22 protein-coding genes are annotated in these 22186 nt (G+C 72.6%); 9 read left to right on the top strand and 13 right to left on the bottom strand.

The annotated features are described in order from the left end of the window. The first annotated feature begins 114 nt into the window (after positions 1-114). The 3 genes from QEZ54_RS22520 (at position 115) to QEZ54_RS22510 (ending at position 2629) form a co-directional block, all read left to right on the top strand. The gene (locus QEZ54_RS22520; RefSeq protein ID WP_281306675.1) at positions 115-1314 is read left to right on the top strand and encodes a hypothetical protein; all 1200 of its coding nucleotides are present in this window, start codon (positions 115-117) and stop codon (positions 1312-1314) included. A gap of 176 nt (positions 1315-1490) precedes the next feature. Beyond that, complete coding sequence (locus tag QEZ54_RS22515; protein WP_281306674.1) at positions 1491-1658, top strand: hypothetical protein; 168 nt, start codon at positions 1491-1493, stop codon at positions 1656-1658. Beyond that, on the top strand, positions 1658-2629 hold the full coding sequence (locus QEZ54_RS22510) for an N-acetylmuramoyl-L-alanine amidase (RefSeq protein WP_281306673.1): 972 nt from the start codon (positions 1658-1660) through the stop codon (positions 2627-2629). The genes QEZ54_RS22515 and QEZ54_RS22510 overlap by 1 nt, the downstream gene beginning before the upstream one ends. Positions 2630-2676: 47 nt before the next feature. Here QEZ54_RS22510 and QEZ54_RS22505 read toward each other — a convergent pair whose 3' ends face one another. The 3 genes from QEZ54_RS22505 to QEZ54_RS22495 all read right to left on the bottom strand — a co-directional run bounded on the left by QEZ54_RS22505 (position 2677) and on the right by QEZ54_RS22495 (position 5220). After that, complete coding sequence (locus tag QEZ54_RS22505) at positions 2677-3129, bottom strand: DUF6326 family protein (protein ID WP_281306672.1); 453 nt, start codon at positions 3127-3129, stop codon at positions 2677-2679. A 124-nt stretch (positions 3130-3253) separates the two neighbouring features. Continuing rightward, on the bottom strand, positions 3254-3895 hold the full coding sequence (locus QEZ54_RS22500; RefSeq protein WP_281306671.1) for a response regulator transcription factor: 642 nt from the start codon (positions 3893-3895) through the stop codon (positions 3254-3256). Further along, positions 3892-5220: a sensor domain-containing protein gene (locus QEZ54_RS22495; protein WP_281306670.1), complete on the bottom strand. Its 1329-nt coding sequence runs from the start codon at positions 5218-5220 to the stop codon at positions 3892-3894. Before QEZ54_RS22495 ends, QEZ54_RS22500 begins: the two co-directional genes overlap by 4 nt. Here QEZ54_RS22495 and QEZ54_RS22490 point away from each other — a divergent pair. Further along, positions 5103-5558: a DUF4291 family protein gene (locus QEZ54_RS22490; protein WP_281306669.1), complete on the top strand. Its 456-nt coding sequence runs from the start codon at positions 5103-5105 to the stop codon at positions 5556-5558. The two genes, QEZ54_RS22495 and QEZ54_RS22490, sit on opposite strands and share 118 nt — an antisense overlap. 15 nt (positions 5559-5573) lie before the next feature. Here QEZ54_RS22490 and QEZ54_RS22485 read toward each other — a convergent pair whose 3' ends face one another. Further along, complete coding sequence (locus QEZ54_RS22485; protein ID WP_281306668.1) at positions 5574-6119, bottom strand: type 1 glutamine amidotransferase domain-containing protein; 546 nt, start codon at positions 6117-6119, stop codon at positions 5574-5576. Between the two features lie 257 nt (positions 6120-6376). Between QEZ54_RS22485 and QEZ54_RS22480 the strand changes: the two genes are divergently transcribed. Further along, positions 6377-7210, top strand: coding sequence for an SDR family oxidoreductase (locus QEZ54_RS22480; protein WP_281306667.1), 834 nt, complete (start codon positions 6377-6379; stop codon positions 7208-7210). Here QEZ54_RS22480 and QEZ54_RS22475 read toward each other — a convergent pair. After that, entirely contained in the window at positions 7159-7632 is a 474-nt protein-coding gene (locus QEZ54_RS22475; RefSeq protein WP_281306666.1) for an SRPBCC family protein, read from the bottom strand. The genes QEZ54_RS22480 and QEZ54_RS22475 overlap by 52 nt on opposite strands. Positions 7633-7767: 135 nt before the next feature. Here QEZ54_RS22475 and QEZ54_RS22470 point away from each other — a divergent pair, with 135 nt between their 5' ends. Both QEZ54_RS22470 and QEZ54_RS22465 read left to right on the top strand, forming a co-directional pair. Further along, positions 7768-9069: a DUF1800 domain-containing protein gene (locus QEZ54_RS22470; protein WP_281306665.1), complete on the top strand. Its 1302-nt coding sequence runs from the start codon at positions 7768-7770 to the stop codon at positions 9067-9069. An 11-nt stretch (positions 9070-9080) separates the two neighbouring features. Continuing rightward, complete coding sequence (locus QEZ54_RS22465) at positions 9081-10331, top strand: DUF1501 domain-containing protein (protein WP_281306664.1); 1251 nt, start codon at positions 9081-9083, stop codon at positions 10329-10331. 49 nt (positions 10332-10380) lie between these two features. Here QEZ54_RS22465 and QEZ54_RS22460 read toward each other — a convergent pair whose 3' ends face one another. Then, complete coding sequence (locus QEZ54_RS22460; protein WP_281306663.1) at positions 10381-12243, bottom strand: serine hydrolase domain-containing protein; 1863 nt, start codon at positions 12241-12243, stop codon at positions 10381-10383. A 180-nt stretch (positions 12244-12423) separates the two neighbouring features. On the opposite strand from QEZ54_RS22460, the gene QEZ54_RS22455 reads away from it, so the two are divergent. Beyond that, entirely contained in the window at positions 12424-12858 is a 435-nt protein-coding gene (locus QEZ54_RS22455; RefSeq protein ID WP_281306662.1) for a hypothetical protein, read from the top strand. Positions 12859-12991: 133 nt separating this feature from the next. On the opposite strand, the gene QEZ54_RS22450 is transcribed toward QEZ54_RS22455, so the two are convergent. The 6 genes from QEZ54_RS22450 to QEZ54_RS22425 are packed head-to-tail and all read right to left on the bottom strand — an operon-like array spanning position 12992 to position 19740. Further along, entirely contained in the window at positions 12992-14362 is a 1371-nt protein-coding gene (locus QEZ54_RS22450) for a radical SAM protein (protein ID WP_281306661.1), read from the bottom strand. Between the two features lie 10 nt (positions 14363-14372). After that, positions 14373-15449: a hypothetical protein gene (locus QEZ54_RS22445; RefSeq protein ID WP_281306660.1), complete on the bottom strand. Its 1077-nt coding sequence runs from the start codon at positions 15447-15449 to the stop codon at positions 14373-14375. After that, on the bottom strand, positions 15446-16879 hold the full coding sequence (locus QEZ54_RS22440) for a hypothetical protein (RefSeq protein ID WP_281306659.1): 1434 nt from the start codon (positions 16877-16879) through the stop codon (positions 15446-15448). The genes QEZ54_RS22445 and QEZ54_RS22440 overlap by 4 nt, the downstream gene beginning before the upstream one ends. Further along, a complete protein-coding gene (locus QEZ54_RS22435; protein ID WP_281306658.1) occupies positions 16876-17607 on the bottom strand; it encodes an NRDE family protein in 732 nt (243 codons plus the stop codon). Before QEZ54_RS22435 ends, QEZ54_RS22440 begins: the two co-directional genes overlap by 4 nt. 1 nt (position 17608) lies before the next feature. Next, on the bottom strand, positions 17609-18961 hold the full coding sequence (locus QEZ54_RS22430; protein ID WP_281306657.1) for an asparagine synthase-related protein: 1353 nt from the start codon (positions 18959-18961) through the stop codon (positions 17609-17611). Continuing rightward, positions 18958-19740 (bottom strand): enoyl-CoA hydratase/isomerase family protein, encoded by a 783-nt coding sequence (locus QEZ54_RS22425; RefSeq protein ID WP_281306656.1) that lies wholly within the window; start codon positions 19738-19740, stop codon positions 18958-18960. The genes QEZ54_RS22430 and QEZ54_RS22425 overlap by 4 nt, the downstream gene beginning before the upstream one ends. 232 nt (positions 19741-19972) lie before the next feature. Between QEZ54_RS22425 and QEZ54_RS22420 the strand changes: the two genes are divergently transcribed. Then, entirely contained in the window at positions 19973-21022 is a 1050-nt protein-coding gene (locus tag QEZ54_RS22420) for an acyl-CoA dehydrogenase family protein (protein WP_281306655.1), read from the top strand. Here QEZ54_RS22420 and argJ read toward each other — a convergent pair. Continuing rightward, entirely contained in the window at positions 21010-22167 is a 1158-nt protein-coding gene (argJ, locus tag QEZ54_RS22415) for a bifunctional glutamate N-acetyltransferase/amino-acid acetyltransferase ArgJ (protein ID WP_281306654.1), read from the bottom strand. The genes QEZ54_RS22420 and argJ overlap by 13 nt on opposite strands. Positions 22168-22186: the final 19 nt, after the last annotated feature.

Genomic DNA, 22186 nt, shown 5'->3' with positions numbered 1-22186 from the left:
CGCAGCTGCTGCTCCAGCGGGATCTCGACGTGTCGTAGCTGGATCTCGACCTGTTGAACATAGAGATCAATGAGCGTATGGTGCACTCTCTGTCGTAATCGGGGAGGTTTCACGGTGTCCATACGCAACAGGGTCTTTGTCGGACTGGTGGCGGCGGTGACGCTCGCGGCCACGCTTACCGGCGCGCCGGGCGCCCAGGCCGCGGCCGCGCCCACCACCCTGCCCAACAGCCAGTTCACCCTCAGCGCCAACTACCACCAGTTCGACGCTCTCAATACCGCGCTCGTCGGCATCCTGGGCACGGCGCCCGTGCACACGGTCATGGACAACGCCAACCACGACCGCACCGGTATCACCGACTCGCTCGGCATCGCCGGCTACAACGGCGGCTTCCAGTTCGACTCCGGTGACAACGGCGACTGCGCGAACTATCCGCAGGGCATCACCACCAGCCGCGACGCGGTCGGCACCGCCAACGGCGGCAACTACGACGGCCACCAGCTGGTGGTGGTCAGCTGGTACACCAAGGACGCCTGCGGCGGGTCGCAGGAGCGCAGCCGGATCACGCTGGTGGACTGGGACGCCACGTACCCGAACAAGTACCGCAAGGTGCTGCTGGTGGAGCCGACCGGCACCACGGCGGCGCCGAACTTCAAGGACATCCCGATCCACGCCGGCGGCGTGTCCTGGTACGGCGACTACCTGTACGTGGCCGACACCGGCCGGGGCATGCGTGTGTTCGACATGCGCAAGATCCTCAAGACGAACACCGGCGGCACCGCCGACCAGATCGGCCGCGTGAACGCCGCCACCTACTACGCCCACAACTACGCCTACGTGCTGCCGCAGATCGGCACGGTCACCGCGGGCACCGCCTCGGGCGTCACCGCGCTGGCCTGGTCGTCCATCTCGCTGGACCGGGTGAGCAAGTCGATCGTGATGACCGAGTACACCTGCCAGTCCGGCTGCGCCGACTACCCGAACCGGGCGCCCCGGGCGGTCCGGTTCCCGTTCGCCTCCGGCGCCACCACGTTCGCCGCGACGACCACCGCGTCCCAGGCGCTGCAGCTGCCCTGGTACAAGCTCAACGGTGTCGCCTCGCACAACAACCGCTGGTGGTTCAACTCCTCCGGGGCCAAGCAGCTGTACTACTGGACGCCCGCCGACGGTTCGCGCACCTTCGCCTGGGTGGGCGGCGGCGAGAGCATCAGCTACTGGGAGGACGACACCGAGCCCGACCTGCTGTGGTCGCTGCAGGAGTCGGTCGGCCACCGCAACGTCTTCAACGTGCTGCAGGCCAGCTACGGCGCCTGAGCGCCCGCGTCGAGGGGCGGGCAGGTCATCGGACCTGCCCGCCCCTCCCTGCTCAGGGCAGCTGCAAGAAAGAAAACTTCATACGATGAAACCTATGTGACAACTATCGACATAGACGGGCGTCGCGCCGTATCGTGCTGGCACCGGTTCCACACCTCCCTCGCAAAAGGAGTGCCATGAACCCAAGCCCACCCCGTCGGCTGCCCCGCCGCGCCTTCCTCGGCACGCCGGTGCTCGTCGCCGCCGCCGTGACGATGGCGCCGCAGGCCGCGCACGCCGCCACCGCGGCCGCCGCCAAGCCGCGCGTCGCCGAGTGCGTCGCCGACCTGATCACGGAGTCCTGATGGCCAGCATCCCGTGGCTCGCCGACGTCCTGCGGGCAGAAGGCGTTCCGGTCGTCGAGGAGGGCGACTGGCTCAACCGCAAGGTCACCGGCTCGTTCGACCCGATCGGCGTGCTGTGGCACCACACCGCGGCGTTCTCCAGCCCCACCAACCCGCACCCGGCGCTCAACGTCGTCATCAACGGCCGCTCCGACCTGCAGGGTCCGCTGGCCCAGGCGCTGGTCGACTACAACGGCGTCTTCCACATCATCTCGGCCAACCGGTGCAACCACGCCGGCGCCTCGCGCGGCAGCGGCCCCATCCCGGCCGGTGACGGCAACACCCTCATGATCGGGTGGGAGATCGACTACGGCGGCGACCAGGCCACCGACCAGGCGATGACCGCGGCGCAGTACAACAACTCGCTGAAGGCCACCGCGGCGGTGCTGCGCCGCCTCGGCAAGGACGCCAGCTACGCCCGGGGCCACCGCGAGACCAGCACCACCGGCAAGATCGACCCGTCGTTCATCGACCTGAACGTCATGCGCTCCGACGTCGCCGCGCTGCTCAACGCGGTCCCGAGCTGGTCGGCGATCGTGGACAACTCCACCGCCGGGCGGTTCACCGCCTCGGCGAACTGGGGCACCTCGACCTACTCGACCACCCGCTACGGCGCCGACTACCGGTACGCCAACCCGGTCAGCGCCAGCGACACGGCCAAGTACAGGTTCGCGATCCCGTCGGCGGGCAACTACCGGGTCGAGGCCTGGTACGCCTCGAACTCCGGCTACAACAACGCCGCCCCGTACATCATGGCCACCAGCAGCGGCAACCAGACCGTCCACGTGGACCAGCGCACCGGCGGCGGCGGGTGGCGCAACCTCGGCACGTTCAACTTCAACGCCGGGGACTTCGACGCGGTGATGGTCAGCCGCTGGACCAGCGGCACCGGCTACGTCATCGCCGACGCGGTCAGACTCACCAAGGTGTGACCGGCACGGCGCGGGCGGGCCGCGAACCGGCCCGCCCCGCGCCGTCCTCACCGGGCCGCGGCGTGCGCCCGCGCCGACCGCGGGGCTGGCCGCCACGTCCACGCGTACCAGGCGATGAACGCGGTGCAGGCGATCTCGATGACGCTGTAGAACACGTAATACCCGGTGGGGACCCCGACCGCCAGCGACGCCGCCTGCACCGCCGTCATGACCGCGGCGGCGGCCGTGTTCGCCCACCGGCTCGCCGCGTCCGGCAGCACCCGCGCCAGCAGCACCATCGCGATCGGGATCTCCATGAGGACCCCGGCGCCGAACAGGAAGCCCTGGGTGATCCGCATGCCGCCCGCCTCGCCCCGCAGCAGCTCGGCGAGGACCGCGCCGTCCATGTGCCCGAGCACGTCGCAGTACAGGTAGTTCAGGACCACGAAGATCCACAATGTGGAGAGCAGGTTCGCCCTGCCACGCGCCGCGTCCTGGCCGGGAAACCGGTCTTGCGTCACGGTGATGCTCCGCCCTTCGGTCTGTCGCCGCGCCGTTGCGCGGTGGACCTGACGGTAGGCGGCCCGGCGGCCCCGGCCCACCCTCCCGAGAGTGAAAGCCGCTGGTCGCAAGAGTGGTTCCGGGTCAGGCCGAGCCCGGAGCCACGAAGCCCGCCTCGTACGCGGCGATCACCGCCTGGGTCCGGTCGCGGACGCCCAGCTTCGCCAGCAGTGCCGCGACGTGCGACTTGACCGTCTGGACCGACAGGAACAGCGCGGCGGAGATCTCCGCGTTGGACAGTCCGCGCGCCAGCAGCCGCAGCACCTCCTGCTCCCGGTCGGACAGCGCGGGCAGCGGCACGCCCGAGGGCGCGGTGAACCGCTCGATGACGCCCCGGGTCGACGCCGGGAACAGCAGCGACTCGCCCGTGCCGACCACCCGCGCCGCCTCGATCAGCTGCGCGGGCGGCGTCCGCTTCAGCACGAACCCGCCCGCCCCGGCGCGCAGCGCCTGGTACACATACTCGTCGACCTCGAACGTGGTGAGCACCAGCACCCGCACCGCCGACCCGGCCGCGGTGATCCGCCGCGTGGCCTCGATGCCGTCCATGCCGGGCATCCGCACGTCCATCAGCACCAGGTCAGGCGGTGGGTCGGCCGCCGCGAGCGCCACCGCGCCCGCGCCGTCCCCGGCCTCGCCGACCACCTCCCAGCCCGGCTCGGCGGCGAGCACGGCCCGCAGCCCGAGCCGCACCAGCGGGTCGTCGTCGACGATCGCGATCCTCACCCCGGTACCGTACGGCGCACCGAGCAGCCCAGGCAGTCGCACCCGGCGTCCAGCCGGCACGCCGCCGCACCGTCGGGCAGCGCCGCGCCCAGCGGCACCACCGCCCGCACCGCGAACCCGCCGTCCCCGGTCGGCCCCGCCGTCGCCCGCCCGCCCAGCAATGCGACCCGGTCGCGGATGGACGCCAGCCCGGTCCCGCCGCCACCGCCGCCACCGGGACGCGGCCGGGGCAGCGGATTGTCCACCGCCACCGCCACCACCCGCTCGTCGGCGACCACCTCGACGTCCACGTCGCAGCCCCGCGCGTGCTTGGCGGCGTTGGTGAGCGACTCCTGCACCACCCGGTAGACGCCGCGCCCGACCGCGAGCGGCACCGGCCGCAGCCGGATCCGGGAGCGGACCCGCATCCCGGCGTCGGCCGCCCCGTCCAGCAGCGCGGCCAGGTCGCCCACGCCTGGCAGCGGCCGCAGGTGGTCCGAGCCGTCGTCGCGGATGCCGGCGATGATCCGGTCCAGCTCGCCCAGGGCGGCCCGGCCGCGCTCGCCGATCGTCTCCAGCGCGTGCCGGGCGAACGCCGGGTCCCGGTCGAACACGTGCGCGCCCGCGCCGGCCTGCACCACGATCATCGACAGCAGATGGCCGATGCTGTCGTGCAGCTCCTGGTCGATGCGCACCTGCTCCTCAGCCCGTACGGCCCGCGCCAGCACCGCCGCCTCGACCTCGCGGCGGCCCGGTCCGAGCGCCCAGTCGGCCAGGCGCCGATGCCACCGGGCCAGGCCGCGCACCGCCTCGCGCAGCAGGGGAGCGGCCGGCGCGAACCCGACCGGCCCGAGCAGCAGCCAGCCCGTCCACGCCGCGTCGAGGGTGAACCGGTCGCTCAGCAGGTCGGCCAGCGGGACCAGCGGTGCGGCCAGCAGCAGCGGAGACGCGGCGTACAGCAGCACGATCGCGGCGCCGACCGGCCCCACCACCAGCCGGATCAGGAGCCACGCCAGCACCCGCCAGCTGTGGGCGTCGCGGACCACCGCCAGCGTCCACCGCCACCGGTCGACCGGCCACCGCCACCGCGGCGCGGTCGCCCTGCGGTAGCCGACCGGGGTCGGCGCGGGCACGTCGTGCGCCAGCAGCGCGCGTACCAGCAGCCGCTCGAACCGCCCGATGGGCCGCAGCAGCAGGTGGGCGGCCAGGAAGAACGCGATGCCCAGCGGTGCGAAGCGCGACGCGACGCCCGACACCTGGATCGCCCCCACCAACGCGACCCACAGCCCGCCGAAGACCGGGCCCAGCAACAGGTACCCCGCGTCGCGCACGTCCCGGCCGGTCACCCGGCCATCGTGCCAGAGCCCGCCGCCACCACGGCTCCGCCTCGGCGTGGGAGGCCGCGTTCGCCTCGGCCGCGGTGCACGTGCAGTGGGATCCGGAGCGGTCGCTGCGCGGCGCGGCGCTCAACCACTACAGCATCCAGGTCGGCGTCGGGCGGACGCTGATCCGCTCGTACGCCGAGGAGTGGGTGGTCGGGCTGCGGGACGTCACCCCGACCGTGCACAAGATCGCCGGGCTGGTCCGGTCCGGTCGCGCCGACCAGGCGACGCGGCTGCTGCCCCGGGAGCGGCCGTACCCGCTCCCGGCCGACCTCGCCCGCCGCATCCACGCCGACAGCTAGCGCCCTCCCGCTGGTCTATCGCCGCAGTGAGTCCGCCAACTGAGCGCAGAAGGCCGGCAGGTCGTCGGGCTTGCGGCTGCTGATCAGCGGGAACATGCCGTTCGTACACACCGCCAGCTCCTGGTCGGTCCAGTCGGCGCCCGCGTTGCGGTAGTCGACGGCCATGCTCGGCCATGAGGTGACAGTGCGTCCGGACACGGCGTCCACGTCGATCAGGATCCACCCACCGTGACAGATCACCGCGACCGGACCGCCGGTGGCCAGGAAACCTCGCACGAATTCGCGGGCGGGCTCCTGCCAGCGCAGCAGGTCTCCGTTGGCGACCCCGCCGGGCAGCACCAGCGCCCGGAAGCCGGCCGGATCAGCCTCAGCCGCGGTCTCGTCGACGGCGAAGGCGTCGGCGGGTTCGAGATGCTTGAACGCCTGCACCTTCCCCGGCTCCGGCGAGATCAGGCGCGGGGTGGCCCCGGCCCGCTCGACCGCCGCCCAGGGCTCGGTGAGTTCTGCCTGTTCGATGCCTTCCCGGCTTACCAGGAACGCGACCGCGAGTTCGTCGCCCACGGCACTCCACCCCCTCGAATGGTCTGACCGGTCTGATACCCCGACTGCGGCCCCGACCAAACCGCGCCGCGCCGCCCGGGCACGTTTCGGATGGCGGCGCGAGGGAACGGTGCTCGGCGCCGGTGTGATGCCGCGACGTAGCCAGGCCGACTGATCGCCGGCCGGCGGGCTGTTTCGGTGCGTCGCCCGACGGGCACATGAACTGCCGGCATGAACGTCTTGCGCGGTCGGACGGCCGTGCGGAGGAGGTGGTCATCATGGCCGAACCGCGGCAGCAGCCGCCTGGCACGCTGGCCGGCATGGAACGCAAGCCTGATCATGGTGAGGACACCTACATCGGGTCCGGTCGGCTCGCGGGCAAACGCACGCTGATCACCGGGGCGGACAGCGGGATCGGGCGGGCCGCCGCGATCGCGTTCGCGCGGGAGGGCGCCGACGTCGTCATCGCGTACCTCAACGAGCACGAGGACGCCCGCGACACCGCCAAGCTGGTGGAGGAGGCGGGGCAGCGGGCGGTGCTCGTCCCCGGCGACCTGTCGCGGCGCGAGGACTGCCAGGAGCTGATCGACACGGCCGTGCGCGAACTCGGCGGGCTCGACGTCCTGGTCAACAACGCGGCGTACCAGATGACCCACGAGACGGTCGAGGAGATCGCCGACGAGGAGTGGGCGCACACCTTCGACCTCAACATCACCGCGATGTTCCGGCTGGTCAAGGCGGCGCTGCCGCATCTGGGCGAGGGGGCTTCCATCATCAACACGGCGTCGGTCAACTCCGACATGCCCCGGCCCACGCTGCTGCCGTACGCGACGACCAAGGGTGCGATCGCGAACTTCACCGCCGGGCTGGCCCAGCTGCTGGGCGACCGGAAGATCCGGGTCAACAGCGTCGCGCCCGGACCGATCTGGACCCCGCTGATCCCGTCGACGATGCCGCCGGAGCACGTCGCGGAGTTCGGCAAGAACACCCCGCTCGGCCGCCCCGGCGAACCCAAGGAGGTCGCGCCGGTGTTCGTGCTGCTCGCCTCGGACGAGGCCAGCTACATCTCCGGCGCGATGATCCCGGTGACCGGCGGCAAACCCATCCTCTGACGGCCGTCCGGTCGGCCGGGCGAGTGGGCGGCCAGGTGGCGGGCGATCGACTCCAGCGCCTCGTCGAGCGCCTGCTGGATGCCCGGGTGGTCGTCGTCGGCGTCGATCTGCAGGCTGAGCAGGGTGTCGTCCCCGCCGCCGGTCACCTTGAGCGACCCGTGGTAGTCGGAGTGCTCCGGCGAACCCCAGGTGATCTCATGGGCGGCTTCGTCGGCGTGGAACCACGCCTGCCCGGAGACCCGCTCCGGCGTCCCGTCGCCGTCGGTGTCGACCGCCGCCGTGGTCTGCACCAGCTCCGGCCCGACCTGCCGGGCCGAGGTGATGCGCGGGAAGTACTCCGGCAGGTTGGCGGGGTCGGCGAGGTAGGCGAAGGCATCGGTCAGGTCGTGGTCGATGTGCTTCTCGGCGGTGTACGTCGTCACGGCAACTCCTTCGGTCCTCCCGACCATACGCAGAGTGTGCCCCGCATGTGCCGATATCGACCGTCCCGACAGGTCTTACATTCCCCGAACACCGCGCGCGGGACGGCCGGCGGTCGGCTGGGTACCTTGAGCGCCATGGCAGACCGGAACCTGGTCGCGCACCTGTTGCGCCGAGCGACCTTCGGCCCGAGGGCCGAGGAGATCGATGCGGCGGCCCGGCGCGACTACCGTGCGGTGGTGGCCGAACTCGTGGCCCCGGCGAAGCCGGACACGGCCCGGCCGCTGCCCGTGTTCGCCGAGGACCCGTACTTCGGCCGAGCCGGGAAACTGAGCCGGGAGCAGCGCGCCGCCGCCCGGCGGGCAGCGCGCGAGCAGCTGACGACCCTGGCTCAGGCGTGGCTGACCCGGATGGTGCACACCGAGCAGCAGTTCGCCGAGAAGCTGGTGTTCTTCTGGCACGGCCACTGGGCCACCAGCGCGCAGAAGGTCCAGTCCGCCACCCTGATGGGCGGGCAGTTGCAGACCTTTCGCGCGTACGGGCGCGGCGACTTCGCCGTGCTGGCAAAGGCGATGCTGCGCGACCCGGCGCTGATCCTGTGGCTCGACGGGCAGCGAAACACCGCCAAGGGACCCAACGAGAACCTCGCCCGCGAACTGATGGAGCTGTTCACCCTCGGCGTGGGTGCGTACACGGAGAAGGACGTCAAGGCGGCCGCGCGGGCGCTGACCGGCTGGACCCTCGACCGGGCGCGCGGCGCCGCGGTGTTCCAGGCCGGCCGCCATGCCGAGGGCGACCAGTCCGTCCTCGGCGGCACCGTTCGCGACGCGGACTCACTCGTGGACGTGCTCCTGGCCCAGCCCGCCCATCCGGTGTTCCTGGCCTCCCGGCTGTGGCTGCGGTTCGGCTCGGGCGAGCCGCTGCCGGCGGCCACCCGCGAGGCGATGGTCACGGCGTACGGCGACCGGCGCGACGTGAGCGCCATGCTGACGGCGATGCTCCTCGACGAGCGGTTCGCGGCCACCCGTGGACAGCTGGTCAAGCAGCCCGTCGAGTGGGCCGTCGGCGCGCTGCGGCAGCTCGGGGTCGCCCCGACGGGCAAGTCCGCCACCGCCGTGCTCACCGGGGCCCGCCGGATGGGCCAGGTGCCGCTGCGCCCGCCGAGCGTCGGCGGTTGGCCGTCGGGCGCGGCCTGGCTTACCACCTCGTCACTGCAGATGCGGATGAAGGCCGCCGCGACGCTGGCCGCCGCCGTGCCGGAACCGAACCTGGCGCCTCTGCACGAGGGAGACGCCGACGCGAAGGTGGACGCCGCCGGGCGGCTGCTCGCGGTCGACGCCTGGACCGCACGTACCCGCGCGGCGCTGACCGAGGCGGCCGCGCGACCGCAGCGCCTGATCACGCTCGCACTGATCAGCCCCGAGTACGCGGTCCACTGAGGAGGAGACCCATGGACGCCGTCACCCGCCGCAAGTTTCTCATCGCCTCCGGGGTGGTCGGGGGTGCCGCCCTCGTCGCCGGGGCAGGGGCCTACACGCTGCACGACATCCTTGCCACGGCCGACCACCCGACGGGCGGACCGGGGGACCGGACGCTGGTTCTGGTCACCCTGTACGGCGGCAACGACGGCCTGGCCACCGTCATCCCGTACGCCGACCGGGCCTACCGCGACGCGCGGGCCGACCTCGCGTACGACACCGACGAGGTGCTCCGGCTCGATGCCGAGACCGGCCTCAACCCGGCGATGACGGGCATGAAGAGCCTCTACGACCGCAAGCAGCTGGCCATCGTGCGCGGCGTCGGCTACCCCAAGCCCGACCGCAGCCACTTCCGGTCGATGGACATCTGGCAGACCGCAAACCCGGTGCGGCCGGTGAACACGGGCTGGCTCGGCCGCTGGCTCGACCACGCAGGCCGCGACCCTCGCTCGGCGATCTCGCTGGAGCCGGTACTGCCGCCGGTGCTCGCCGGGGCGACCTGCGCGGGTGCGGCGGTGCCGCTGGGCGGGGTGAGCGTGCCGAAGTCCATCACCGATGCCGATCTCAAGGCGCTGGGCGCCGCATCGGCCGGCGAGTCCTCGCTGCAGGCCCGGGCGGCGGCCTGCTTCGCGGACCTTATCAGCGTCGACAAGCTGGTCACCGACGCCCGGGACGCCGACGATGACGACCCTGACCACGGCGACGACCCGGCGACCGGCACCGGCGGTGCCCAGGCCACGCTGCAGGCGCAACTGGACCTGGTTGCCCGCTGCGTCGAAGCGGGCGTGATGACCAGGGTGTTCTCGGTCTCGCAGGGCGGGTTCGACTTCCACGCCGAGGCGCGGACCGGACAGGAGATCCAGCTCAAGACGGTCGACGCCGCCGTCAGCGGGTTCCTCGACCGGATGGCCCGCACGGAGCGCGGCCGCAAGGTCGTCGTGGTGATCTATTCGGAGTTCGGGCGCCGGGTGCGCGCGAACTCCTCCGACGGCACGGACCACGGCACCGCCTCCGACATGCTGATCGCCGGCCCCGCGGTGAACGGCGGCCGCCTCGTCGGCGACCAGCCCAGCCTCACCGACCTCGACGACGGCGACCTCAAGTTCCACACCGACTTCCGCGACGTGTACGCCGCGATCCTGACGGACGTGCTCGGCGCCGATCCCGATCCGGTGCTTGAGGGGTGGTCTGGCCGGCTCGGCGGGCTGTTGCACAGCGCCTGAAAAACGGCGCGGGGCCGGTCGCAGCACGACCGGCCCCGCGTTCGGAACGTCAGCTCCAGCCGTACGCGGCCTTGACCGCGTTGCTGACCTCCGTGACCAGGCCCATGTTGTCGCCGTTGGCCATCACCGCGAACCCGGCGCCCAGGTTCGGGTAGCCGACGAAGTTCGCCTTGAAGCCGTAGTTGTCGCCGTTGTGGCTGTACAGGAAGTTGTTGGTGCCGGGGTTGGCGGTGAAGAAGCCGCGGCCCATGCCCGGGGTGGCGCCCTGCGACAGCATCGTGGTCACCCACGACTTGGTCAGCGGGCCGGTGATGTCGCCCGGCGCCGTCCACGCCTGGTTGATCCAGCGGACCAGGCGGCACAGGTCGATGACGTTGGTGTAGAGACCCGCCGCGGAAGACTCCGGGTACCGGTTGCGCTTGCCCGGGATCACCGCGCCCGTCGTGGTGTGCCCGGCCGCCAGCTCGAACGCCGGGGTCAGCGAGAAGCTGCTGCTGGTCATGCCCAGCGTGCTGAACACGTTGTTCTGCATGTACGTGGCCAGTGTCTGCCCGCTCTGCTGCTCCAGCATCCGGTGCAGCAGCTCGAAGCCCATGCCCGAGTAGTAGTAGGTCGCGCCCGGCTCGGTGCTCAGCTCGACCTTCGGCGAGTTGCCCTGGCCGTTGAGGACCTGGAGCAGCGTGGGCACGGTCGCGTTGGGACCGTACCCGGCGAAGCCGCCGCCGGAGTTGGCGGTGAAGCCCGAGCAGACGTTGGCCGGGGAGGTGGAGCCGCGGCCGATGACGCCGCCCCGGTGGGCGAGCAGCTGGTCGATGCTGGGGCCCGAGCCGGCCGACACGCAGGCGCGCTGGCCGAGCTGCCAGCCCAGCAGCGGCCGGATGTCGCTGTTGAGCGTGAGCGTGGGGGAGCCCTGCAGCAGCCGCAGGAAGCCGACCGTGGAGACGGCCTTGCTGATCGAGGCGGCCTGGAAGACGGTCTCGGGGTGGGCGGCGGCACCGGAGCCGCTCTCCAGCCAGCCGTACCCGGTGGACCAGGCGATCTGGTTGTTGACGACCGCGGCGATGGCGACGCCCGGCGTCTTGTAGGCGGCCATCCGGGTCCAGATGTCGGCGCCGTTGACGTTGTTCTCGACCTGGCGGATCCTGTCGGCGGGCAGCACGGGCACCTGGCCCCGGCTGATCAGCGACCAGCCGTTGTTCACCGGCGAGAAGGCGATGTTGTGCACCTGCCAGCCGCCCGCGGCGAAGGTCTTCATCTGCTGGAAGCACTCGTCGTCGATACCGCGCGTGTGGAACTCGTCCTGCGCGACGACGGCCCAGCCGCCGGTGTACGGGAACGCCACCCGGGTCACCTTGCGCCCGCCCTGGGAAAGGTTGCGCATCATCTGGTAGCACTCGTCGTCGACGCCCCGGGCGTAGAAGCCGCCCCCGCTGCCCACGACGACCCAGCTGTTGCCGCCCGCGGGCGGGAAGCCCACGTGTACGACGTGCTGGCCGGCGGCGTAGAACTCCTGCAGCCGGGTGTAGCACTCGGCCGGGATGTTGCGGGCGAACATGTCGTTGTCGCCGGTGATGACCCAGCTGTTTCCACCGGCGGGCGGGAACGCCACGCAATGGATCTTCGTGCCGTTGGCGATCATCTGGCCGAGCTTGGTGAAGCACTCGTCCGGGATGCCGCCGGCGTAGTAGCCGCCGGTCTGGGTGACGAGCACCCAGCCGTTGGCCGGGGTGAACGCGAACGAGGTGATGCCCTGGGCCTGCATCGCACCGATCTGGGTGTGCGCCGCGTCCGGGATCCGCCGGTTGAAGTACGGGTAGCCCGCGGCCTCGGCCGAGGCGGCCGGGGCGAGGGCGGCGAGCGAGGTGCCAATGCCCGTGCCCGCGGTGAGGGCAAGGAAACGGCGCCGGTCCATCATGGACTCCTGTAGGTCGGGTTCGACAACGCGCAACACCATCGCACTCCGGCTAGGTGAAATCCCTGCGTCTGTCGCCTCCGTTACTGACCGTGACCCGACTTGGTGACCTCCGCCACCGGGAGGTGGCCGCGCCCGGCTAGGGTGCGCACAGGTGCACAGCTATCCGATGAGGCGGACATGGCGGCGGAAGCCAGGAGTTCCAGCGGCAACGGCTTCTTCTGGTTCCTCGGCTTCGTGGTGCTGCTGATGTGTGTGGGCACGCCGCTGTACGTCGTCTACCGCAGCCACACCGACAAGGCCGCGAAAGAGGGCATGAACGCGGCCGCGACCGCGTACCTCGACGCGCTGCGCGACGGGAGATACGACGCCGCGTACGCGTGGGTCTGCGGCAGCGAGCGCAAGAAGTACGCCCTGGACAAGTGGCGTGCCCGGCACGACCGCCCGGCACTGGCCGGTTACCGGATCGCCGGGCTGCGGGTCGAGGACGTCTCCGACACCGGCACCTTCTACTACGTCGACACCGAACTGGCCTTCACCGACGGCACCACCCGCGCCAAGGCCCTCTCCCTCTCCGACGAACGCGCAGGCTGGCGCGTCTGCTACACGGACTGAACCCGCCGCGCGCGCCGCGCCCGCCGGGTTCGGCGTGCAGTTTCGGGGAGACTGCTGGAATCTTGCGGGCCATTCCGGCAGTCTCCCCGAAACTGTAGTGATCTCCGTGCGCTTCCTGAGGTCCACTGGTACGTCAGGCGGGCTGGGCCTCCGCGAGCAGATGGCCCTGCCGCACCGACTCGACCATCCGGCCGAACGCGTCGTCGGTGCTGAAGTAGAAGACCCCCGGCCCGTCGCCGCCACCACTGCGGTTGCTCGCCGCCATCAGCAGGCCGGCTACCCGCTCGTAGAAGCGGGCCGGGTCCAGGCGGGTCGGGAACAGCGTGTGGTAGCAGTCGAACAGCTCCGGATCGTCGCTGATCAGGTCGTGGCGCACCTCGTCGTAGAGATCGGTGCCGGGCAGCGGGGTCAGCACCGAGAAGCTGGGCATGTCCACGCCCAGCTCGTCGATGGTGCGGTGCAGCCGGTCGAAGTCGGCCTCGTCCCAGCTCGGCCGGACGATGAAGTTCGCCCGGACCTTCACGTCGAGGCTGTGGAACAGGTCCATCGCCTGCCGCGTCTGCCCCGAGTCGGTGCCCTTGTGGTAGCCGTCGAGCTCGTTGTCGGTCATCGACTCCGCGCCGATCAGCACCGAGTCCAGCCCGACCTGCGCCCACCGGGTGATCACGTCCGGCCGCCGGGTGGCGGTGTCGGTGCGCACGTACATGTGGTAGCGCTTGTCCAGGCCGTCCTGCTCGATAGCGTCGGCCAGCTCCAGCATCCGCTGCGGCTGGATGAACGCCTCGTCGTCGACGACGTACACGTTGCGGTTGGGGATGTCGTTCAGCTCCCCGACGATGCGTTCGGCCTCCTTGACCAGGTAGCGCCGGTCGGTCATCCGCCACAGCGAGCAGAAGTTGCACTGGTACGGGCACCCGGCGCTGAACCGCGCCAGCGCCACCGGCCGGTAGATCGAGTGGAAGTAGTCCTCCCGGTGGTGCGCCAGCAGTGACCGGTCCGGTCGGGGCAGCTCGTTGAGGCTGGCCGGCGCCGGTTTGGTGATCCGCCGCAGCTCGGCCCGCGCCTGGTAGGGCGCCAGCCCGACGGTCGGCATGACCGGCTGCCCGGACTCCAGCGCCGCGACCAGGTGCCGCACCGGTCCGGCGCCCTCACCGGCGACCACCCAGTCCGCGGCGAACCCGTCCAGCCACTCCGTGGACACCGTCGGATGGTGCCCGCCGATCATCAGCGGCACGTCGGGCCACAGCCGCTTGGCCTCCCTGGTGACCGCGCGGGCCACATGCACGTTCGTCGTGTACGGCACCGCGACGCCCACCAGGTCCGGCGGTTCGTGCGACTGCGCCCACTCGGCCAGCGGCGGATCGAGCCGCAGGTCGACGATCCGCACGTCGTGGTGGTCCCGCAGCGCGCCGGCCAGGTACTCCAGCGGCAGCGGCTCACAGCAGCTGAGCTGGTCGCTCAGCACCGCGCGGGGGTTGCGCGGCCATACCAGCAGGATGCGCACATCCGCCTCCTCAGTAGACGCCTTCTACCCGGCCCAGCTGCGTGAACTCGGGGCTGTACGGATCGCCCAGCCACGGCCACGGGAACTCCTCGGCCGCCTCGCCGTAGGGCCGCACCCGGCGGCCCCGGTCGCGCTCCAGGAACCCGGGGATGAGCTGGTCGTCGGTGAGCCGCCACACCCGCACCCGGCCCTCGTCGCCGAACGGCACCGGCGCGCCCTCGTCGTCGACCAGGTCCAGCAGCACGTACGGCGAGCAGGGGATGTAGACGACGCGGTGGTCGTCGGCGTCCTCGAACGGCTTCTGCCAGCTGATCCCGGTGGTGGACGTGCCGTACACCCCGATCACCGGCACGCCCGGGAACACCGACTCGCGCAGCAGCCGGTTGGTCTCCGGCTCCATCGTGGTGCCCGCGTGCACGATCGCCCGCACCCCGGCGAACAGGCACGGGTCCAGGTACTCCGGCAGCATCTCCAGCAGCCGCGAGGTGCAGAACATGACCCCGATCCGCTGGCTGACCACGATCGCCTCGATCTGGTCCCAGAGGTGGCGCACGTACCGGTCCGAGGCGGCGGTCATGCCCTCCTCCCCGTAGATCTTGACGATCCGGGGGTCGAGGTCGATGGAGAAGCAGCGCCCGCCCCGGCTCTCGGCGAAGTCGACGATGAGCCGCCCCGTGGTGTGGGGCCCCATCGGGCCGACGAACAGCCAGTTCTCGCCGCGGGGCACGCCGTACCGGTCCATGAACGCGTGCGAGAACTCCCGCACCTGCTTCCAGTACGTCGACCCCCACGTGCCGTGCTTGGGCAGGCCGGTGGTGCCGCCGGTCTGCGACGCCCACAGGAACCGCTCGCCCGCGACGACGTCGGCGGGGATGAAGTCCTCGACCGGGCGGCGCCGGGTCGCCTCCTCGTAGGCCAGCTGGTCTTCCTCGTCGCGCAGGCCCACCAGCGCCTGCGCGTCGGCGAAGCCGCCGACCTTCTCGTACGCCGCCGAGCCCAGCGCGGCGTCGCGGTCGCGCCAGTACGGCGAGCCGGTGTCGGGGTGCAGGTGGCGGCGGATGATCCGGACGACGTCGTCGTCGGTCACCGGCCTGAGTCCGGTGGACGGCGGCACTGGGCCTCCTCGGGGTGTCGCGCGCCGGTGTGCAGCGCCTTCTTCTGGAACAGGAAGTCGGCCAGGTAGCCCTCCTGCGGATCGACCGGCTCGTAGGCCCGGTCGACGTGCCCGCCGGTGAAGACCTTGGTGATGCCCGGCTCGGCCAGCAGGTGCTCGACCAGCTCCGGGTCGTCGCCGACCACGGACACGATCAGCGACGGGCTGCACGCGGCGGCCACGCGCTCGCGGGCCACCGGCGCCACCACCGTGCACGGGAACGGCAGCTCCATCCCGAACAGGGCCGAGCCCGGCTCGACCAGCAGCACGGTCGGGCGCAGGAACACCATGCCGTCGAACTCGACCAGCAGGTCACGGCCCAGGCTCGTGGCGGCCGTCGCGTCCACGGCCCCGGCGGCGATCTCGCGGCGCAGCAGCCGGACCAGGTCGTCGGCGAGCCTGCGCTGCGGGAACGCGGGCACCCGCGCGGCCGGGTCGGCCAGCGGCAGCACCGGGTACGCCGCGAACGCCTCGGCGAGCCGCCGCGCGGCCGCCGCCGCCTCGGCCCGGTCGCCGAGCACGGCCAGGGCGCTCATGTTGGTGCACAGCCGCCCCGAGCCCTGGAACGCCAGCCGGGCCAGCCGGTCCCAGGTGCCGGGCGCGGGGGCGCCGCCGGGCAGCACGGTCTTGCTCCGGCCGAAGTGGTAGGTCTTCAACCGGGCGGGGGACAGCTCCGGCGGGGCGTCCTCGCCCGGCCACACCACCTGGTCGGCCAGGCGCAGCCAGGTCGGGGCGTCGCCGTGGCACACCGAGACGGCGCCGGGCGGCAGGCCCTCGGCGTACAGCGCGGCCACGAACATCCCGGCCACGAAGGGGTCCTGATCGGAGGTGTTCACCAGGGTCGGCCGCCGCGCGGCCAGCACCTGCAACCACTCGATCATGATGGTGGGGAAGTTCGCGGGCACCCGCACCATGCAGGTGCTCCCGGCGGGCAGCCACCGCCACGGTCGGCCGCACCGCCCGTCGCGGTACGCCGACAGGCTCCCGTCCGGAGACTGGGCGGCCATGATCGAGTCCAGGTGTCCCAGGTGGTCGGCGACGGCCGCGACGCCCCGCTCCACCCGCAGCCGGGGCAGGCCCGTCGCCGCCGACAGGGCGTCCAGCTCGCGGTCGTGGCGGCCGTCGGCCAGCTCGCGCCGCACCCGGGCCCCGGCCCTGGCGAACAGGTCGAACCAGGTCCGCTCGTCGATCTCGCGCAGCGCCGGGGCGGCCCGGGCGGCCCGCTGCGCCATCTGCTGCTGGACCAGACGGCCCGCGACCGACACCCGGGCGACCACCGACCCGTCCGCGCCGGTCAGGGCACGGCTGGTCGAGGTGGTCAGGGCCTGGTCGCCGAGCCATACGGGCACCTGGAGGTCGGTCATGCGGCAGCCCCCTTCGCGGGCGGCGGGACGGTGCCGACCGGCGTCCACGAGCCGGGGTCGGTGGGGTCGGCGGTGAAGTCGTAGCGCAGCAGCCCGTCGGCGCCGAGGGCGACCAGCGCCGCCGAGGTGGAGGCGTAGCGGCGGCCGCCGTGCTCGGTGTCGATGATCAGGTCGCGCGGCGGCCGCGCCCAGGCGCCCCACGCGGCCGCCGGTGCCAGGCCGGGTCGCGGGTCCGGCTCGGGCAGGCTGTCCAGCCAGTCCGAAGCGGTCCGGGCGCGGGGGTGGTCGGGGTCGTCGAGCCCCGGGTACAGCAGCACGTGCCGTCCCGCCCCGACCTCGACCCGCTGCAGTGCGCTGCCGGCCCAGCTCCACACGGTCAGCGCCTCGGGCCGCACCCGCAGGGCGTGGAAGCCGGCGCGCACCTGCCGCACCCAGGCGGCCGACAGCCCGCCGGGCTCGGACAGCAGCCGTAACGGCAGCTCACCGCGGCTGAGCGTGCCGCCGGTCGAGGCGGGCGCCGCGTTGACCACGACCGCCGCACCGGTCGTGACCGGGTCGACCGCGAGCCAGGTGCCGCCGGACTCCAGATCCAGGCCGCCGAGCAGCGGCGATCCCGGCCAGTGGGCGGCCGGGGGCAGCCAGGGCCGATCGGTGAACTCGTCCCGGACCGCCAGCAGCAGCACCGGCCAGCGGGTGCCGGGCGCGTACCGCAGCGCGACCGTGCACACGTCAGCTCCGCGGCATGCCGGGCGCGCGCGCCAGCAGCCGCGCCACCGCGTCGGAGTGGTCGGCGCCCAGCGGGTCGATCCGCACCCGCGCGGCGACCGTGTCGAAGCAGTCCAGGTAGGCCTCGGCCTTGGCCTGCGCCCCGCCGAAGCAGGCGTTGAGCCCGCGCTGCAGGCCGCCGCCGTGGTGCACGGCCACCTTGCGCCGCCACGCGATCGGCTCGGGCAGCTGCCGGGCCATCGCCGCCCGGAAGTACGCCTTCTCCCGCCCGCCGTCCACCTTGCAGTGCGGGTGCACCGCCAGCGCGGTGGCGACCACGTCGGGATGCCAGTACGGGTGCAGCAGCCGCTTGCCCCGCGCGGTCGCGAACACCGTGGTCAGCTCCCCGCTGTACCGGGTGTCGTCGATGCCCTCGCGGATGATCCCGATCAGCTCGGCCGGGTCGCGGGTCGACACCGGCAGCCCCAGGTTCAGCAGGTCGCTGCCGTACCCGGTGAGCACCTGCGGCTCCACCACCGCCCCCCGGCGCAGCAGCGCCACCGCGGTCACCGCGATGTCGACCTTCTCCGGATGGGCGTGGCCCAGCACCCGGATCACCTCCGGCACCGCCCCGATCAGCTCGGCGGCGGTCAGGTCGATCCGCCGGTGCGCGATGCCCAGATGCCCGGCCAGCTCGGCCGCGCCCGCGTACTCGTCCCCCCACGGCGTGCCCGCGCTGTACGCGGTGACCCGCAGCCCGGCGCGGTGCGCCAGCGTGGTCACCGCCCCGGAGTCGATGCCCTCCGACAGCATCGTGGCCACCGGCGCGCCCGGGTCGGTGTACACCCGCACCGCGTCGGCCAGCGCGGACACGAACGCGTCCCCGGCCGCGACCGGGTCGGTCAGCGTCGGCGCCAGCGCCGCGTCGAGCGGGTCGGCCTGATCGGAGCTGTCGACGGCCCAGCCGGAGCCGAGGCGGCGCACCCGGGTCACCGACCCCGGTGCCAGCCGCCGCACGCCGTGCAGCGCGGTGCTGCCCTCCCGGTGGATCGCGGCCCGGTCGCCGGTGGCCTGGGGCAGGCCCCACGCGGCGGCGGCCGACCCGGCCACGAACACGTCGCTGCAGACCAGCACCCGGCCGTGGAACCGATCATTGACCAGGTAGAGCGGGATCTCGTTGAGCGGGGAGGCGGTGGCGGTGAAGCCGTCGGCGTCGACCTCGACCCCGGTGCGCTCGGTCGGCCCGGCCCGCCAGGACGAGCCGTCGCGCAGCTCGGGGCGGGTGCCGTACACGTACGGGGCCTCGTCGCCGCCCACCAGGGCCGCCGCCAGCGGCGGGACCGGGGCCGTCGCGGCCAGGAACCAGGCGTGGGTCACGGCTGCCGCCCGATGACGCGCCGCATCCGCTGCTGCGCCTCGCCCGCCGCGAACGCCCGCCGGTGCGCCAGCTTGCCCTCGGCGCGCACCCGCTCCAGCCCGGCCACGAACGGGCCGTTGATCCGCGGCCGCGTCGACTGCACCGCGGCGGTGGTGTACCCGGCGATGGTCCGGGCCAGCTCCAGCGCCCGCGGCAGCACCCGCGCCGGGGCGTGCACCTCGTGCAGCAGCCGGTCGGCCAGCGACCGCCGGGCGTCCCATCGCGCGCAGGTGAACAGCATCGCCTGCATCACGCCGCGCCCGGCGACCGTCTCCAGCATGAACCCGCCGAAGTTGCAGGCGATGCCGAGCTGGAACTCCGGCATGACCAGGTGGCTGCGTTCGCTGCCGATGCGGTAGTCGCAGCACAGCGCGATCTGCAGGCCGATGCCGATGGCGAACCCGTCGACGGCCGCCACGATCGGCGTCGGCACCGACGCCAGGCTCGTGTACAGGTCGGTGATGTCATCGATCCACGCGTCGACCTCGTCGCCGCCGGTGAACTCCGAGACCTCGTGGAAGTCGCCGCCCGCGCCGAAGGAGCGGTTCTCGCCGCCGTAGAGCACGATGGCGCCGACGTCGGGGTCGGCGGCCAGGTCGAGCACCGTCTGGCGCAGCTCGCGCATCCGGGCGCGGCTGAACGGATTCTGCTCGTGCGCGGCGCTGAACTCGACCAGCGCGATGCGACCGGTGAGGATCTCAGCGGTCATGGTCGCGGTCGACGCGGCGGTGTCCCCCATGAGTTGGCCTTCCGCAGTAGCCGGATCGTGCTCGGATACGATGTGCCAGGTCGTGCTGACATCAATCGGGGAAGGACCGCTCTGTCCCGGATCTGTTGCGCGCCAACGCATCCATATGCGCGAACAGAGGCGCATCGACCTATGTTAACGGCCGGTGCCAAGATTAAGTCGCGGCATATTGGACCGTCAAGGCAGCTGTCGCCGAACCAGCGGACCGGGAGACGTACGGCCGATGCCCCACCCCAGCCAGCCGGAGTCCGTCGGCGCCGCGGCAGAACTGGCAGCCCGAGTGCTGCGCCCGGCGGCCGCGCACGTCGACCGGCACGGCGTGCCGGCCTCGCACGTGGACGAACTGGCCCGGGCCGGGCTGCTCGACCTGACCGTCGACACCCCCGCCGCGACCGTCCGCGCCGTCCAGGAGCTGCTGGCGGCGGCCTGCCCGGTCACCTGGTTCGTGCACGCCCAGCACCAGACCGTGCTCGACCTGCTGTCGGGCCCCGGCGCGCAGCTGCCCTACCGGCTGCGCGGCGCCGACCGCACCCGGCTGGCCGGGATCGCGTCGGCGCAGCTGGCCCGCCTGCCCGCCCGGCCGCTGGCGGCCCGCGCCGGCGCGACCGGCTGGATCCTCGACGGCACCGCCCCCTTCTACACCGGCTGGGGCGTCACCGACGTGGCGCTGCTGCTGGCCGTCGACGACCGCCAGCAGGTCGTCGCCGCCTTCGTGCCCGCCCGCAGCCTGCCCGGCCTGCGGGCCGGACCGCCGCTGCGGCTGGCGGCCCTGGAGGGCACCGGCACGGTCAGCCTCACCTGCACCGACCTGGCCGTGCCGCACCTGGACGTGGCTGCCGTCGGCACCGTCGGGCAGTGGCGCGACTGGAGCCGCGCCCGCGTCCTGGACACCCCGCCAGGCGTGTTCGGCGTCGCGTCGGCCGCGCTGGCGCTGCTGGAATCAGCCGCCGACCGCCTCGACGACGCCGCCGAACTCGCCGAGCGCCTGCGCGGCCGCCTCGACGGCGTACGCGGCGAGGCCTACGCGCTGGCCGACGCGAACGGCGACCCGGCCCGGCGGCTCGAGCTGCGCGGGCAGGCGACCGCGCTGCTGCAGACCGCCGCCGGGGCGGCCGCCGTCGCGGCGGGCAGCGCCGGACTCCACGACGCGCACGAGGCCGCCCGGCTGACCCGGGCGGCCTCGTTCTTCCTGGCCCAGGCGCAGACCGCCGCCGTCCGGGGCGCGCTGCTGCGGGCCTGGTCAGCTGGTCTGCCGACGGCTCAGGTGGTGTAGTCGGCGTTGATGCGGATGTAGCCTTCGGACAGGTCGCAGCCGTACACCGTGAACGCGCCGCCGCCGATGCCCAGGTCGATCGTGATCACGATCTCGTCGCCGCGCAGGTAGCCGCGCAGCTGCTCCAGCTCCTGCTCGCCCGCCTCGGCCGGGTACAGCTCCTCGTCGCCGAAGCCGATGGTGCAGTTGTCGGGCACGATGTCCAGGTCGTCCTCGCACTTGCCGATCGCCATCGCGACCCGGCCCCAGTTCGGGTCGGCGCCGTGCACCGCCGTCTTCACCAGCGGCGAGTTCACCACGGTCTTGCCGACCCGCTTGGCCTGGGCGTCGTCGCGGGCCCCGGTGACCCGTACCTCGATCAGCTTGCTGGCGCCCTCGCCGTCCTTGACGATCTGGCGCACCAGCCCCAGCGCCACCTCGTGCAGCGCGGCCTCGAACGAGTCCAGGTCGACCGGCCCGGCCAGCCCGTTGGCCAGCACCACCGCCGTGTCGCTGGTCGAGGTGTCGGTGTCGATGCTGACGGCGTTGAAGGTGCGCGCCATCACCCGCCGGAACACCTGGTCCAGCACCGGCTGCTCCAGCTGCGCGTCGGTGCAGAAGAACGTCAGCAGGGTGGCCATGTTCGGCTCGATCATGCCGACGCCCTTGGCGATGCCGACCACCGTCGCCTCGCCGCAGCGGGCCGACAACAGCTTCGGGTGCGTGTCCGTGGTCATGATCGCCCGCGCCGCCGCGGCGAAGTCCGCGCCCGGGAACGGCCAGCTCATCGTGCCCATCCGGGACCTGATCTCCGGCATCGGGTACTGGCGGCCGATGACGCCCGTGGAGGCGATGACGACGTCGGTCTCGGGGACCCCGAGGAGGCCGGCCACGGCGCCGCGCACCTCGCGGGCGTTGTCCAGGCCCTGCTTGCCGGTGGCCACGTTGGCGTTGCGCGACAGCACCACGATCGCCCGCGCGGCGCCGTCGGCCACGCTCTCCCGGCTGAGCACCACACTGGGCCCGGCGAAGCGCGACTGCGTGAACACGCCCGCGCACACCGCGGGCACCTCGGACGCGATCACCGTGAAGTCGTCGGACTCGTCCTTGAGCCCGACGTTGGCGGTGTGGATACGGAAGCCGCGAAGCTCCGGCGTGCTGTCCATGCTGCGCCTTTCCCTTACT

It is taken from the genome of Catellatospora sp. KI3 (assembly GCF_029948125.1).
In the GTDB taxonomy this organism is placed as follows: domain Bacteria; phylum Actinomycetota; class Actinomycetes; order Mycobacteriales; family Micromonosporaceae; genus Catellatospora.
This window is presented reverse-complemented; position numbering and strand designations above follow the sequence as displayed.